Raw genomic sequence first — 14,584 nt, forward strand, 5'->3', positions numbered from 1 at the left:
CGGACATTTTCGCTTTTCTGTCTAGGTCGGAGTGTCCAGAAACTAGTGCCTTTCCCTCAGCTTCGTACGATAAGTCAACATCGACTCATTCTTCGTCGTGTTTCCTTTATCTCCTACACTTCAGTCCAAGCCATACGTTTCTTACCGGACACTTTCGCTTTTCTATCATTATTCAGATACGACAAATGTTTTCTTGAATTCTTCTACTGCACCGCTCATGTCGCCTTCGTCTGCTAGTGCTCCTGTTTCTTTGATTGTAGAAAGTAGCTCTGGTTTATTGTTGTCTAACCATGCTAAGAATTCTGCTTCAAAGCGTGTGATATCTTCAACAGGAATGTCATCTAGGAAACCTTTTGTTAACGCATAGATGATCATAACTTGTTTTTCTACCACTAGTGGCTTGTGAAGACCTTGTTTTAATACTTCTACTGTACGAGCACCACGGTTTAATTTTGCTTGTGTTGCTTTATCTAAGTCAGAACCAAACTGTGCAAAAGATTCCAACTCACGGAATGAAGCTAAGTCCAGACGCAATGTACCGGCAACCTTCTTCATCGCTTTGATCTGTGCAGAACCACCTACACGTGATACTGATAGACCTGGGTTGATCGCTGGACGTACACCTGAGAAGAATAAGTCAGACTGTAAGAAAATTTGACCATCGGTAATTGAAATTACGTTGGTTGGAATATAAGCGGAGATATCCCCTGCTTGTGTCTCAACGAATGGAAGTGCTGTTAAAGAACCTCCACCTTTATCATCATTTAATTTTGCAGCACGCTCTAATAGACGAGAGTGTAAATAGAATACATCCCCTGGGAATGCTTCACGTCCTGGCGGGCGGCGTAATAATAAGGAAAGCTCACGGTATGCATTCGCTTGTTTTGATAAATCATCATATACAACTAAAACGTGTTTTCCATTGTACATGAACTCTTCACCCATTGATACCCCTGCATATGGTGCAAGATATTGAAGTGGTGCAGGCTCACTTGCGCCGGCAGATACGACAATAGTGTAATCAAGAGCTCCGTACTTACGTAGTACTTCAACTGTTCCACGTACGGTAGAGTCTTTTTGACCGATTGCAACATAGATACAAATCATATCTTCATTTTTCTGATTCAAGATTGTATCGATTGCTACTGTTGTTTTACCTGTTTGACGGTCCCCGATGATTAACTCACGTTGACCACGTCCGATTGGTACTAATGCATCAATCGCTTTGATACCAGTTTGTAATGGCTCATCAACTGATTTACGATCCATTACACCAGGTGCTGGAGATTCGATTGGGCGTGCTTTCGAAGTTTCCACTGGACCTTTTCCATCAACTGGTTGTCCTAATGGGTTTACGACACGACCAATAAGTTCCTCCCCTACTGGCACTTCCATAATACGACCTGTACGACGAACTTCGTCACCTTCACGAATTTCCGTATAAGGTCCAAGGATTACGATCCCGACATTTGATTCTTCTAAGTTTTGTGCCATACCCATGACACCATTTGAAAATTCGACAAGCTCACCAGACATTACATTATCAAGTCCGTGTGCACGTGCGATACCGTCACCAATTTCGATAACTGTACCAACATCGCTCACTTCGATGTCTGAGTCATAGCTTTCGATTTGCTGTTTAATCAGCGCACTGATTTCTTCAGCTTTAATGCTCATGCCATTTCACCCCTATCGTCCTTAATTTGCTCTTGCGATTTGTCGTTCGAGACGATCCAATTTACCTTTTACCGAGCCGTCATATACCGTGTTGCCAATTCTGATTCTGACACCACCGATAACAGATGGATCGATCTCGTTATTTATCTTTAACGTCTTTATATTCAATTTCTTTGTGAATACATTCTCTATTTCCTGTTTTTCCGCATCTGATAATGCGCGAACCGAATAGACAGTTGCCTCCTTCACACCTTTTGCCTCATTTGCAAAAGTGATAAAGTGATTAACCACCTCTGGAACAATCGATTCATTATGGCGATCAACAAGTAACGAAAGTGTATGTAATACATCCTTCGAAAAGCCCGCGAACGCTTCGTTAAGTAGTTGTTGTTTCTTTTCTACTTCTACTTTTGGATGTTGTAAAAATTGTAGAAATGCTTCGTTTGTTTGGAAAACTTCTTTTACTGTTGCGAGTTCTGTTTCCAGAAAATCAATTGTTTCCTTTTCTACACCGATTTGAAAAAGAGCTTCTGCATAACGCTTTGCTACATTCGTTTTACTCATCGCTCTTCTCCTACCTCTTTAATGTACTCACTGATCAACTGTTCTTGATCCTCTACACTAATTTCTTTTTCAATCACCTTAGTAGCAATTTGTACTGACAATGTTGCCACTTGTGCCTGAAGTGCTTCAACTGCTTTTTCTTTCTCGCGTGCGATATCTTCTTCTGCAGACTTCTTAATACGAGCTGATGCTTCGTTTGCTGCTTCGATAATCGCTTGTTCTTGCTGCTGACCAGCTTTTTTCGCATCTTCAATAATTTGTTGTGCTTCCTGACGTGTTGCTTTTAGTTGTTCATTTGCTTCACGCGATGCTTTTTCTGCGTCTGCACGGTTCTTTTCTGCCGTTTCAATTTCAGTTGCAATATGATTTTCACGTTCTTCCATTTTGCTCATTAATGGACCCCACGCGAATTTTTTCAATAATGCAAGTAAAATCAAGAAACTGACAAGTGAGAAGAGCATATTTCCGCCATTTAAACCGCCGACTTCAGCTTGAATAATGAGCCCACCTGCTAAAAGTTGCACAGTGTTCACTCCTTCCTACGATTAGTCGTCATCTATATTCAGAATGGAATATTCTTTTATACAGGAATGGCGAAGGTTGTCGTAGACGAACTTCGCCATTCTATCTTAAGTAAACTATTAGCTACCCATTACCATGAAGGCAATTACTACGGCGAAAATTGGAATCGCCTCTACTAAAGCTACCCCGATAAACATTGTAGTTTGAAGTGTACCACGCAATTCAGGTTGACGTGCAATCCCTTCTACTGTACGACTTACGATTAGACCGTTACCAACACCAGCACCAAGTGCCGCTAAACCAATTGCAATTGCAGCTGCTAAAGCTCCCATTGATTATTTCCTCCTTTAAAATGTATAGATAATTAAGATTTTTTTATTTTAATGGTCTGAACTCACTTTATGAGATAAATAAACCATTGTTAACATTGTGAAAATAAATGCTTGAATCGCACCAATGAATAGACTGAAACCTTGCCATGCTACCATCGGAATAATTGAAACGACGGTTGTGACAGGTATGACTATCATGGCCATACTTGTAATAAGTGATAATAAAATTTCACCTGCAAAAATATTACCGAAGAGACGTAAACCTAATGTTAATGTGTTCGTAAATTCTTCAATAATTTTGAACGGTAGTAAAAATGGTACAGGTTTGGTAAAGTCACTTGCATACTCCTTGAAACCTTTTACTTTTACACCATAGTAATGTGATAAGATAACCACTAACGCAGATAATGTTAATGTAACTGATGGGTCAGAGGTAGGTGATTTCCACCATAGCGTATGTCCCCATACACCCATGAAAATAACACCAAGCATGTTACTGATAAAGATGTACACTAGTAAGGTTAGACCTAGTGGCAAAAATACTTTGCCTGTTTTCCAATCCATGGTATCCCCAATAATACCCTTAACAAATTCGATAATCCACTCCATAAAGTTTTGAAACCCGGTCGGCTTCATTTGCAAATTTCTTGCTGCTAACGTACAAATAATAAATACAATTACACAAGAAATAAATGTCATTAGCAAAGTGGACAAGTTAAAATCTAACCATGGAATACCAAACAGATCATGATACAGTGGTGATTCGTGATCCAATTCCTTCACCTCACTTCCTTTTGCTCTTGTTTTCTAGATACTAAAAAATCTATCATAATAACAACATAGGTTGCCATTAATCCCAAAATAACAGCCATTAAATGGAAATATTCTTCATAACGCATTGCGATGATAACCGCTAATACAGCTGTGGCTAAACGGGTAAATGTACCAATTCCTCCTGCCTTGCCTCCATGGCTGACAGCTTGTCCGAAACGGTCGATTTTTCGTTGCATTACCCATAAGTTATAAAAACTTAATGATGTTCCAAGGATGAGCCCGAGGAATATTCTTGGAAAAGGTGTGAATCCCCAGCCAAGAACAAAAAGTGCAAGAAGGTAGAACATCCATTTACGTTGACGGGTTATCATTGTTTTGTATTGATCCATGGCTACTCGTCTCCCGATAAATTTCGTACGTAATGAATGGTTCCGTATAAACCGGCTCCTATACCTAATAGTAATCCGATTATTAGAAAAAGTGGTGATGTGGATAGGTACTTGTCGATAGTTCTACCGATAAACAAGCCAATTAATGGGCCACCGACAATTTGTGACAAAATTGCTGAGTAAATTGCCAGTCCATGGTAAGGGCTCTTTTGGGGAGGTGACATGTACTCACTCCTATATACAAAACGTATTACCTATGTAGTAGAAAGAAAACTCACATATACATATGTTTTTTTCTTCTTCAGTGATTTTTATCACACCACTGTAACCCTTATCATCCACACTAAATTAGCATACAATAGGGGTCCCCTATTGTCAATCGATTTAACAGACAAAAAACAAAATTAAACGGACAAGTTTCAACACCGTTCGGCAGATCCCTTCCCCTACTAGTCATCGCGTAAAATCAGTCGATTTTCGAAAAAATTGTGAAAATTCCTTCGTGTTTCGAAACAACTGATATAGAGTGGATCAGAAGGACTAGATTAGGGCACTTTTGGTAATTCCCCTTGCCCTTCCCAGATCGTTTGGTATTGGTAGGTTTGGTTTTCGTTTGTCTCAATGGTTATGTTAGCAATGTATTGGTTATTAAGCTGCTTTTGTTGTTCGATCTCTCCTTCGATGACGCCTGGTTTTAATTCTGTACGTTTAACTAAAGTGGTAACGAATGCGAATGTTTTGGCATCGTATAAATCTATCGTAAGTTTTTTAGCTTCTTCCACCAAGTATAATTGATAGTGATAGCTATCCTCGAGCGGTGTTACTGTTAATTCTAAGCCCATCCCTTTAGGTATATCATGCGCTTCAGTTATAAACATATACGGAATCGGTATGTCGTTTAAAAAAAGGTAGCCTTGTTTAATACCTTGTTCCATTTGACCAGGTCTGATCGTCGCTTTCACCTTGATTTCTTTTTTTTCACCTGGTTGTAGGGTGAAGCTTTTAGGCAACTGAAAGCGGATGTCCTGGTCTTGCTTTGGTAATTCAAAAGCATATCGCTTCGGATTATCAGAGATATTTTCTACGGTAAGCTTCCTTACCTTTTGTACACTGGTGTCCGTTATTTTACCAAATTCCAACAATGATTCATGAATGATTGTATCTGTTTTAATTGCTGCTGCCGGATCAATTTTACCTGCTCCTTGTTCCGTTGGCTGGAAGTTTTGAAAGGGGTCAGCCGTTGTGAGAATAGCCGCTTTCAATTGAGCAGGTGTCCAATCCGGGTGTGCTTCTTTTAAAAGAGCGAGTACACCTGCCACATGTGGGGCTGCCATACTTGTTCCGCTTAATGCCTGATATCCACCCGGTACCGTACTTAAAATACTGGCACCCGGAGCGACTATCTCCGGTTTTATTCCCCAATTAACGGTAACGGGTCCACGCGAGCTGAAATCTGTTACCGTATCTTGAATCTTTTCATGATCTACCGTTAAATAACCAGGATTCTCTTTTAACCATTTGCCATCTTCCTGACTAATCGCTGCTACAGGTATCGATATATTTGGATCTACTGCACCTTGAAATACCCCTTTTTCATTGTTAGCAATTAGTAGTGCTGCTGCTCCTTTTTCTTCTGCTTCTTTCGCTAATTGAGCAAAAGGGGTTTCTCCCCGATCCATAATCAAGATCGTATCATGTGTGATTTTTCCCTCTTTATTTGTTACTTCAAGATCACGAGGGAAACTCCATTTAGGTGAGCCTTGCATTGGGATCATCTCTATTTTTTTGTCATGAAAGCGATCGAACAAAAAAGGACGTTCCAACTTGGGAGTGGATGCGCCGACTGAAATGACCTGATTTGCTGTTGCAGGTGATCCGACTGTCCATAAATCAGGACCTGTATTACCATTGGCGATAACTACAGTGACCCCTTGCTCTGTTGCCCGATTCACGGCAACACTTGTCGGCCAGTCCGGGCCATTGATCGAATTTCCTAATGACAGATTGATAATGTCCATTCCATCTTTTACTGCCTTTTCGATTGCTGCCATCACTTGTACGGATGTTCCAGTTCCACCCGGACCAAGCGCTCGATAGGAGTATAACTCTGCATCTGGAGCAACTCCTTTCATCTTTCCGTCTGCAGCTATCACTCCTGCGACATGGGTGCCATGCATAGTTGGCATGCCTTGCTCCGGTTTTGTTTCCATAGGATCTTTGTCAAAATCAACAAGATCATAACCGCCCTTATAACTGTTCTGTAAGTCTGAATGGTTATAATCTATGCCTGTATCAATGACTCCTACTTTGACGCCCTTTCCTGTATAAGGCAATGGTTCAGGTATTAAAAAAGGAATACTTGCATTGATGTTTGTCTGTGTTGTTTGTGTTTGATATTTCTGAACGGAATATGTTTGTTGAAAGTTGGTTCGTCGTTTAATTTGTTCGAGGTTACGTTGATCAGTTTTGATCGCAACGCCATTAAAGATCGTGTCATAGACAGCAAGGATCTCCACATTCGGATGATATGTTTCGATTTCTTCGGCAAACTCATGTGGATTACCTTCAACTTCGATAATTAAGGAGTATTCGGTTGGAATAGCAGCTGCGGTAAATAAGAAAAGGGATAAGAAGAATGACACTTGAAGCACTCCTTTTTTGTTGATAGGAGTTATTGTTTACGATTGTGATGGAAGATATGTATGGAAAAGTTGGGGGTAGATGAAATCCATCAATATAATGGAAAATAAGGCTATTCAAAAAAGACCTCTGGATATTCAATTGTTCCTCCAATTTTATCTAAAGTTTTTTCATGTAACTCAATTGCCCTAAAAGCTTCGAAATCTATGTAGCGACTTGTGTATAAAAAAACAAATTAGTATCAGTATTTTTGAAGTCTATTTGAACAAAATGTCTACACTACCATTTCTTTTTCCAATTACGATTGTATCAGCCAAATGAACAAATAAACCATTTTCCACTACTCCAGGAATCATATTTAATGTAGCATTCAGTTTGGAGGCATCTTGTATCTTTTCAAAATAGCAATCTAATATATAATTTCCATTATCTGTTATAAAAGGGGTATTATTTTTGGAACGCAATTTTGGTTCACAACCTAATGCTCCTATCTGTTTACTTGTCAGTTCCCAACTAAATGGTACAATTTCAACGGGTAATGGGAATTCGCCTAAATTAGTAACGTATTTTGTTTCATCAACAACTATAATGAAACTTTGCGAAATCGATGCTACCATTTTTTCGCGCAATAAAGCTCCCCCACCGCCCTTTATGAGTTCAAAATTTGGATTGACTTCATCAGCACCATCTATTGTTAAATCTACTTGATTGATTGAGGAGAGACTTACCAATGGAATCCCTAATTCTATTGCAAGTTTTTCAGTGTTTTGAGAAGTAGGTACCCCTTTAATATCAAGTCCTTTTTTTACCATCTCAGCTAGTTTTAAAAGTGACCAATAAACTGTTGAACCTGTCCCAAGTCCCAAGATCATTCCCTCTTTGACATATTCAACAGCTTTTTCTCCTGCGAGTTTTTTACCATCCATATAAACACCTCACCAAAAATTAATAGTTTAAGTAAATAAAATGGATTAATTCATTACTACCATACTTTACCGACAAAAAAGAAGCCTCGAATCTCGCTCTTATTTGTTTCACAATACTGAAAAAGTTGATTACTTAATTAACTTCATTAGCTCTTCAGTCATTTGCTCAACTAAATCAGGTCTCCCATGAAACTGTGCGGGCGTATTTTGAAAGAGTTCAATCCGCCAATCATCATTCTTTTTCACTGCAACTAGAGTTTGATGGGCATTTACATTAGGTTCAATTTCTGTTTTTCCTGGTGGAATCATACCTGCAATAGCTTGTAAAATGGCGACATCATTTCCCAGAGGACGTATGGATTTAATTTTAGTTACAAATGGTGCAGTAGGATGGTCTTCAAATATGGGCTTGAGATGAGATAAAATCTCCTCTTTTCCAACCTGCTTACTTCCATCAAATCCAATTTGGACTCCATGTTCCGCAAATTGTTCGTACATTTTTTGAGCATCTCGTTTATTCCACGCATCTATTAGTTTTTGATAAAGGTTTTTGACTTCATCATGGAGTGAAGCATTCATGTTAAATTCCTCCTTTATTTTGATTAATCTATTTTATCACTAATTATAATGACTATAAGAAAAGCGCAGAGCGCCCGTCTAGAAACGTAGCGACTGGAGCTAATCAACTGAGATAAAGGAATCACGGTGAGCTTGCGAACCGATGATGACTTATCGTAGGGCGATTCGTGAAGTCGCCTAGTTTTTGGGCGCTCGGAGCTAGACATCCGCGCAAATTTTATACTTTCTTGTCTTTTAAAAAAAGGAATGCAAACCGCATTCCTCAAAATTATGCAAATGTACAATATTTATTTTGTTCCAAACAGGCGATCTCCAGCGTCTCCTAGGCCTGGAACAATATATCCTTTTTCATTAAGCTTCTCATCAAGAGCTCCAAGATAAATATCCACGTCAGGATGTTCTTTTTTAAGCATATCTACACCCTCAGGTGCTGCGATCAGACACATTAATTTAATGTTAGTCGCACCACGTTTCTTTAATGAATGGATCGCATCATTGGCAGAACCACCAGTTGCTAACATTGGATCAATTACGATCAATTCACGCTCTTCGATATCAGATGGAAGTTTAATATAATATTCAACAGGTTGTAATGTCTCTGGATCACGATAAAGACCTACATGCCCTACTTTTGCTGCGGGAATTAACTTAAGCATCCCGTCAACCATACCTAGACCCGCTCTTAAAATAGGAATAAGCCCGATTTTTTTACCACTGATTACTTTCGTTGTAGCTTCCATCACTGGCGTCTCAATTGTCTTATCTTCGAGTGGAAGATCTCTCGTAATTTCAAAAGCCATTAATGTAGAAACTTCATCTACTAAAGCGCGGAATTCCTTCGTTCCTGTATTTTTATTACGTATGTACGTCAATTTGTGCTGAATTAACGGATGATCTAAAACAAACACATTACTCATCAGGAAAACACTCCTTTTTTTACAAATTATTATCCCAAAAATCCACAATATTCATCCTTAAAATTGTACAGAAAAACAAACAAGCATGCAAGCATAATTAAGAAAAGCGCAGAGCGCCCGTTTAGAAAACGTTCTTTTTCTTGTATCGGGCACTTTTTATCATTTATCGGGCATTTTCCCTCGGATATAGGGCGCTTTTTATCATTTATCGGGCACTTTTCCTTGGATATCGGGCGCTTTTTTCCATTTATCGGGCACTTTCGCATAAGACGAAAAAAAGCCAGACTCAATCCTAATGATTAAGTCTAGCTTCTAGTATTATTGATATAATGGGAATTTTGCTGTTAGAGCTTCAACGCGTTCGCGAGCCTCTTTTAATGTTACTTCGTCTTCTGGGTTTTTCAATGTTAGAGCAATAATTTTTGCTACTTCTTCCATTTCAGCTTCTCCAAAGCCACGAGATGTTACTGCTGCAGTACCGACACGGATACCACTCGTTACAAACGGGCTTTCCGGATCAAATGGGATGGTGTTTTTATTTGTGGTGATTCCCACTTCATCTAATGCTGCTTCGGCAACTTTACCAGTTAAGTTTAATCCACGGACATCTAATAATAACAGGTGATTGTCTGTTCCGCCAGATACAGTGCGAACGCCTTCTGATTCAAGCACTTCACCGAATTTCTTAGCATTTTTAATAATGTTTTGTCCGTACTCTTTAAAAGATGGTTGCAATGCTTCTTTAAGCGCTACTGCTTTTGCTGCGATTACATGCATCAATGGACCGCCTTGCATACCTGGGAATACTGTTTTATCAATTTTCTTAGCAAATTCTTCTTTACATAACACCATACCACCACGTGGACCGCGTAATGTTTTATGTGTTGTTGTCGTTACAAAATGGGCGTGTGGTACTGGATCTGGATGTAAACCTGTTGCAACAAGTCCTGCAATGTGTGCCATATCTACCATTAAATATGCTCCTACTTCGTCGGCAATTTCACGGAATTTAGCGAAATCGATCTGACGTGGATATGCACTCGCACCAGCAACGATCAATTTTGGTTGTACTTCTTTTGCTTTTGCTAATACATCCTCATAATCGATTTGTTCAGATTCCTGATCAACACCATAATCAACAAAATCGAATAATTTACCACTAAAGTTAACCGGGCTTCCGTGTGTTAAGTGTCCACCATGGCTTAAGTTCATACCAAGCACCTTGTCACCTGGCTCTAAAATAGTAAAGTAAACGGCCATGTTCGCCTGTGCTCCAGAGTGTGTCTGAACATTGACATGCTCTGCACCGAACAACTCTTTGGCACGATCGCGAGCTAAATCCTCTGCAACATCGACATGCTCACAACCTCCATAATAGCGGCGGCCTGGATAGCCTTCTGCATACTTATTGGTTAATACAGAACCTTGTGCTTCCATTACCGCTTCTGAGACAAAGTTTTCAGAAGCAATTAGCTCAATCTTATCGTTCTGGCGCTTTCTTTCGTCTTCCATTGCTTGGAAAATTTCTGCATCAAAATTTTTAACGTGATCCATTTTTGCTCCCCCTAATATTTTTTGGTAGGTGTTTTCACATTATTCGTCATTTACATGTTCTCATTCTAAAATAACATCATTTTTCATATAATTCTATACTTTTTTACGAATAAAAACAAGAAAATATGCACCCTTTATTCGTGAAAAAAGAAAAAGGTGCATATTTCGCTTCTAATTATTCCGGATATACTGCTCTTGGTCCGCCAATTAACTTTGGTCTTGTTCGTGCATTAGTTGTTCTGGCATGGCCAACGTAACGCTTCTCCATTCGAAGTGGTATTGCTACACGTTTGAGTTGCATACCAATCATTGTTTCACCTATATCAATGCCGGCATCCGCTTGAACCGACTCAACGACAACTGCATTGTCTAAATGATCATATGCATATGCAGCCATTGAGCCACCTGCTTTACGAACTGGTCTTACGGATACCTCATCAAGATTACGTTCTCGCATTATTTGCTTTTCTATTACGACCGCTCTGTTTAAATGTTCACAGCATTGAAAACATAAATGCACACCGGTCTTTTCTTTTAAACGGCTTAATTCTTGAAAAATCATAGCAGCCACTTCTTCACTGCCTGCTGTCCCAATACGTTCACCTGCTACTTCGCTTGTCGAGCAACCGACAACAAAAAGGTCGCCTTCTGAAAGGAGATTAAGTGAAATCCATTCATCCACAATTGCTCTTAGATCTAATCCCCATTGATCAAGTTTCATGGATTTTCACCTCTTTTTCTTTATTTATTCTCGTAGTCTGCTACTTTACCAATACGGTTAGCATGACGACCACCTTGGAACTCTGTACCTAACCATTCTTTCACGATTTCTCTTGCCAGGCCAGCTCCAATGACACGTTCACCCATTGTGATCATGTTTGAATCGTTATGCTCACGAGTTGCTTTTGCACTAAATACATCATGTACAAGTGCAGCACGAATCCCTTTTACTTTATTCGCTGCGATAGACATACCGATCCCTGTTCCACATATTAAAATACCTCGATCAAATTCTCCACTTGCTACACGTTCAGCTGCTGGAATTCCGTAATCTGGATAATCAACAGAATCAGGACAATTACAGCCAATATCTTCATATTCTATATTCAATTCTTCTAAAAGAGATATAATTTCCTTTGACAGATTAATCCCACCGTGATCAGATGCTAAAATGACCTTCATAACAATAGATGCTCCTTTTTTAGTAAAAGTGTTGTTTAGCTTAGCTTAAATTGCTCGATCTTTATTTTCAAGTTTTGTGCTTGTTGTCCGAGCGAAATCGCCAATCCTTCTAAGTTTTCGGCAAAATCTGCCTGTTGCTCAACAGTTGCCCGCATTTCTTCTGCACTGGCAGATGTTTCTTCGGCAATTGCAGCAACATTTTGCGACTTAGCCTGTGTTGCTTCGATTTCTTGTAGCTGGTTGTTAACGAGTTGTGATATTTCACCAATTGCGGAAGCTACCTGATGAACAGAATCTGACATTCTATCAATCACTTCGTTTGTTTGCTCACCTTTTTTCACTTCTCCACGAGTTTCATCAACTTGCGTTCGCATATTTCCTACTACCAGTTCGACATCTTTTTGCATACCTTGGATTAAATTAGTGATCGTTTGCACGGCGTCAGAACTTTGATCCGCTAATTTTCTTACTTCTTCGGCAACAACCGCAAAGCCTTTTCCTTCTTCTCCTGCACGAGATGCCTCAATCGATGCATTCAATGCCAAAAGGTTCGTCTGTTCACTGATATCCCCTACTAGAGAGATGACATTTTCGACTTCTTTTGCTTTTTGGGATAATCGATTCACGTCATTAAGCGCATGATCCTGTTTATCTGCCAACTGCATAATACCTGTCAGTAATTGACTGATAACCGTTTTGGATTCATTTAACTGCTCTACCATTTCATTTGATTTATTTTGAGAATCTACTGCTTTTTGATCTACTTGGGTGGCAAGACGCGTGGAATTCTCCACTGCTTCCGCTGTTTGCTGAATAGCTTCTGAAGTCTCCTCGGACCCTGTTGAAATTTGGCTGATAGTGTCTTCTAATACATCTGTTTGTTGTTTTGATACAGATGCCGCATCTTTCATTTTATGTACAGATTGAGATGTTTCGGTTGCATGCTGTTCAATATCGGTTAGAACAGTTTTCAAATGGTGGACCATTTTTTGAAATGCAACCGTTAAGCCTCCAATTTCATCGTCTTTCGTTTTGGGTGATTCAATCTCCTGATTTAAGTCACCTTCTGCTACTTTTGTTGCAATATTTTTCAAGCGGTTAAGTGGTCTGGTAATAAAGCCTGCAGCGGTAAAGGCCAAAATACCTGACCAAATAATCCCTAATAATAATGTCCCGAGTACATACCATAGTTCTGTTATTTGAATGTAAGGTCTGATCAATTCTTGTAAAAAATAAATAAAAAATCCACTCGTGGTGTAGGTAACAATAGCCAGCAACGTAGTAAAAACGACTAGCTTAATTCTGAGACTAAACCCTCTTTTTGTTTGTTCTTCCATTTGACGCCCCCTCAAAAACATGACTTTTTATCTATCTATATTCTCTATCTTTTTGACTAGTAGCGCAAGATAATTGTCCAATTCTTCATAAGTTTTTTGATAAGTCATGTAATTTCCGCCAAATGGGTCGATTATATCAACATTTTGAACTATTTGTTCCAGTTTATTAATTTTATCCATTAAAGTTGCATCGACTTCATTTCCTGCTAATTTCGCTTCCTCTAGCTTGGCATATGATTCTTTTAACTCATTCCAAGCTTTTTCACATTGCGGATCAGCATATTCTTTTAATGTGAAGATTTTATCTGAGTCTTCTTGATAGCTTTGCTTCAACAAATCACGGTGATTCTGGGTCATGGTCAGAACTACATCTGCCCATTTTATCAAATCTTCTGTAACTGGTTGGGACTTATGTTCACAAGAGATCCCTTGTTGTTTTAAAACCTCACTTGTCCCCTGTGAAGCTGGTATCCCAACACCTGCAAATATCCCAGCAGATTGAATGGAATGATCTGTCTTGTTTTGCAATATCGCTTGTGCCATTGGACTGCGACATGTATTGCCTGTACAAACAAACAAAATATTCATGTAGTGCTTGCCTCCATTTTTATGATACTACTCTTTATTATATCACATTTTCAGAATAGCACATGCAGTCCAAAACCAAACAGAATCGCTCCCCCTAACAGTTCACTGTACGTACCTAATAAATGATGTGTTCTCCTGCCAATTAGTAATGCAAGCCATGTTAATATTGTGCTAAAAAGTCCAAACATTACAATCGCAAATATCGTTGCCACGCCGGATAGACCAAGTGATATTCCGATTGAAAAGCTATCTAAACTTACACTAAATGCAAACATAATTAATCCAAAGCCAACTGGTGCTAATATTTGCTTGTCTTTATACAAGAAGGTCTGAAGCATCATTTGAAAACCTATCGCACATAGTAATAAACCTGCCGTAAGAATAGCAATCCCCTCTATTTTTTGGGATAATAACGCACCTAACAATAATCCAATGAAAGGCATAATCATGTGAAAAATACCAACTACAAGTCCGATCAAAAATATTCGTTTTAGACGTATTTCTTGCATACCAATTCCTAATCCAACCGAAAAGGCATCCATTCCTAATGCAAAAGCCATGCATATAATGGATATTACTTCTACTATTGATGTCACCACTCAA

Annotated in this window: 17 protein-coding genes; all 17 read right to left on the reverse strand. The window is 39.1% G+C overall.

Annotated elements, in window-relative coordinates:
- Positions 1–168 precede the first annotated feature (168 nt).
- Positions 169–1,677 carry a F0F1 ATP synthase subunit alpha gene (atpA, locus tag ACTWP4_RS03090; RefSeq protein WP_443127286.1) on the reverse strand — a complete coding sequence of 503 codons (1,509 nt, stop codon included), beginning with the start codon at positions 1,675–1,677 and terminating at the stop codon, positions 169–171.
- A gap of 21 nt (positions 1,678–1,698) precedes the next feature.
- Complete coding sequence (locus tag ACTWP4_RS03095) at positions 1,699–2,241, reverse strand: F0F1 ATP synthase subunit delta (RefSeq protein ID WP_443127287.1); 543 nt, start codon at positions 2,239–2,241, stop codon at positions 1,699–1,701.
- Positions 2,238–2,765 carry a F0F1 ATP synthase subunit B gene (gene atpF / locus ACTWP4_RS03100; protein WP_443127288.1) on the reverse strand — a complete coding sequence of 176 codons (528 nt, stop codon included), beginning with the start codon at positions 2,763–2,765 and terminating at the stop codon, positions 2,238–2,240. The genes ACTWP4_RS03095 and atpF overlap by 4 nt, the downstream gene beginning before the upstream one ends.
- Positions 2,766–2,882: 117 nt before the next feature.
- Complete coding sequence (gene atpE / locus ACTWP4_RS03105; protein WP_443127289.1) at positions 2,883–3,095, reverse strand: F0F1 ATP synthase subunit C; 213 nt, start codon at positions 3,093–3,095, stop codon at positions 2,883–2,885.
- Between the two features lie 48 nt (positions 3,096–3,143).
- Complete coding sequence (gene atpB, locus ACTWP4_RS03110) at positions 3,144–3,869, reverse strand: F0F1 ATP synthase subunit A (RefSeq protein WP_443127290.1); 726 nt, start codon at positions 3,867–3,869, stop codon at positions 3,144–3,146.
- 5 nt (positions 3,870–3,874) lie between these two features.
- Entirely contained in the window at positions 3,875–4,258 is a 384-nt protein-coding gene (locus ACTWP4_RS03115; RefSeq protein ID WP_443127291.1) for an ATP synthase subunit I, read from the reverse strand.
- Positions 4,259–4,260: 2 nt separating this feature from the next.
- Positions 4,261–4,482 (reverse strand): AtpZ/AtpI family protein, encoded by a 222-nt coding sequence (locus ACTWP4_RS03120; protein WP_443127292.1) that lies wholly within the window; start codon positions 4,480–4,482, stop codon positions 4,261–4,263.
- 321 nt (positions 4,483–4,803) lie between these two features.
- Complete coding sequence (locus ACTWP4_RS03125) at positions 4,804–6,900, reverse strand: S8 family serine peptidase (protein ID WP_443127293.1); 2,097 nt, start codon at positions 6,898–6,900, stop codon at positions 4,804–4,806.
- 255 nt (positions 6,901–7,155) lie between these two features.
- Entirely contained in the window at positions 7,156–7,824 is a 669-nt protein-coding gene (rpiA, locus tag ACTWP4_RS03130; RefSeq protein ID WP_443127294.1) for a ribose-5-phosphate isomerase RpiA, read from the reverse strand.
- Positions 7,825–7,953: 129 nt separating this feature from the next.
- Positions 7,954–8,403 (reverse strand): SgcJ/EcaC family oxidoreductase, encoded by a 450-nt coding sequence (locus ACTWP4_RS03135; RefSeq protein ID WP_443127295.1) that lies wholly within the window; start codon positions 8,401–8,403, stop codon positions 7,954–7,956.
- Between the two features lie 287 nt (positions 8,404–8,690).
- Positions 8,691–9,320, reverse strand: coding sequence for a uracil phosphoribosyltransferase (gene upp / locus ACTWP4_RS03140; protein WP_443127296.1), 630 nt, complete (start codon positions 9,318–9,320; stop codon positions 8,691–8,693).
- A 318-nt stretch (positions 9,321–9,638) separates the two neighbouring features.
- Positions 9,639–10,874 carry a serine hydroxymethyltransferase gene (glyA, locus tag ACTWP4_RS03145; protein WP_443127297.1) on the reverse strand — a complete coding sequence of 412 codons (1,236 nt, stop codon included), beginning with the start codon at positions 10,872–10,874 and terminating at the stop codon, positions 9,639–9,641.
- A gap of 175 nt (positions 10,875–11,049) precedes the next feature.
- Complete coding sequence (locus ACTWP4_RS03150; protein ID WP_443127298.1) at positions 11,050–11,595, reverse strand: TIGR01440 family protein; 546 nt, start codon at positions 11,593–11,595, stop codon at positions 11,050–11,052.
- Positions 11,596–11,615: 20 nt separating this feature from the next.
- On the reverse strand, positions 11,616–12,056 hold the full coding sequence (gene rpiB, locus ACTWP4_RS03155; RefSeq protein ID WP_443127299.1) for a ribose 5-phosphate isomerase B: 441 nt from the start codon (positions 12,054–12,056) through the stop codon (positions 11,616–11,618).
- A gap of 35 nt (positions 12,057–12,091) precedes the next feature.
- On the reverse strand, positions 12,092–13,393 hold the full coding sequence (locus ACTWP4_RS03160; protein WP_443127300.1) for a methyl-accepting chemotaxis protein: 1,302 nt from the start codon (positions 13,391–13,393) through the stop codon (positions 12,092–12,094).
- A gap of 27 nt (positions 13,394–13,420) precedes the next feature.
- Positions 13,421–13,981 (reverse strand): low molecular weight protein arginine phosphatase, encoded by a 561-nt coding sequence (locus ACTWP4_RS03165; RefSeq protein WP_443127301.1) that lies wholly within the window; start codon positions 13,979–13,981, stop codon positions 13,421–13,423.
- Positions 13,982–14,031: 50 nt separating this feature from the next.
- Positions 14,032–14,580 (reverse strand): manganese efflux pump MntP, encoded by a 549-nt coding sequence (locus ACTWP4_RS03170; protein ID WP_443127302.1) that lies wholly within the window; start codon positions 14,578–14,580, stop codon positions 14,032–14,034.
- Positions 14,581–14,584 lie beyond the last annotated feature (4 nt).

Origin of the sequence: Gracilibacillus sp. D59, assembly GCF_052246695.1 — a bacterium.
Taxonomy (GTDB): Bacteria; Bacillota; Bacilli; order Bacillales; family Amphibacillaceae; genus Gracilibacillus.

Bases quoted from the DNA above. Each gene is read 5' to 3' on its own strand.
- atpA (WP_443127286.1), bottom strand. From the start codon at position 1,677: ATGAGCATTAAAGCTGAAGAAATCAGTGCGCTGATTAAACAGCAAATC.
- ACTWP4_RS03095 (WP_443127287.1), bottom strand. From the start codon at position 2,241: ATGAGTAAAACGAATGTAGCAAAGCGTTATGCAGAAGCTCTTTTTCAA.
- atpE (WP_443127289.1), bottom strand. From the start codon at position 3,095: ATGGGAGCTTTAGCAGCTGCAATTGCAATTGGTTTAGCGGCACTTGGT.
- ACTWP4_RS03115 (WP_443127291.1), bottom strand. From the start codon at position 4,258: ATGGATCAATACAAAACAATGATAACCCGTCAACGTAAATGGATGTTC.
- ACTWP4_RS03120 (WP_443127292.1), bottom strand. From the start codon at position 4,482: ATGTCACCTCCCCAAAAGAGCCCTTACCATGGACTGGCAATTTACTCA.
- rpiA (WP_443127294.1), bottom strand. From the start codon at position 7,824: ATGGATGGTAAAAAACTCGCAGGAGAAAAAGCTGTTGAATATGTCAAA.
- ACTWP4_RS03135 (WP_443127295.1), bottom strand. From the start codon at position 8,403: ATGAATGCTTCACTCCATGATGAAGTCAAAAACCTTTATCAAAAACTA.
- upp (WP_443127296.1), bottom strand. From the start codon at position 9,320: ATGAGTAATGTGTTTGTTTTAGATCATCCGTTAATTCAGCACAAATTG.
- glyA (WP_443127297.1), bottom strand. From the start codon at position 10,874: ATGGATCACGTTAAAAATTTTGATGCAGAAATTTTCCAAGCAATGGAA.
- ACTWP4_RS03150 (WP_443127298.1), bottom strand. From the start codon at position 11,595: ATGAAACTTGATCAATGGGGATTAGATCTAAGAGCAATTGTGGATGAA.
- rpiB (WP_443127299.1), bottom strand. From the start codon at position 12,056: ATGAAGGTCATTTTAGCATCTGATCACGGTGGGATTAATCTGTCAAAG.
- ACTWP4_RS03160 (WP_443127300.1), bottom strand. From the start codon at position 13,393: ATGGAAGAACAAACAAAAAGAGGGTTTAGTCTCAGAATTAAGCTAGTC.
- ACTWP4_RS03165 (WP_443127301.1), bottom strand. From the start codon at position 13,981: ATGAATATTTTGTTTGTTTGTACAGGCAATACATGTCGCAGTCCAATG.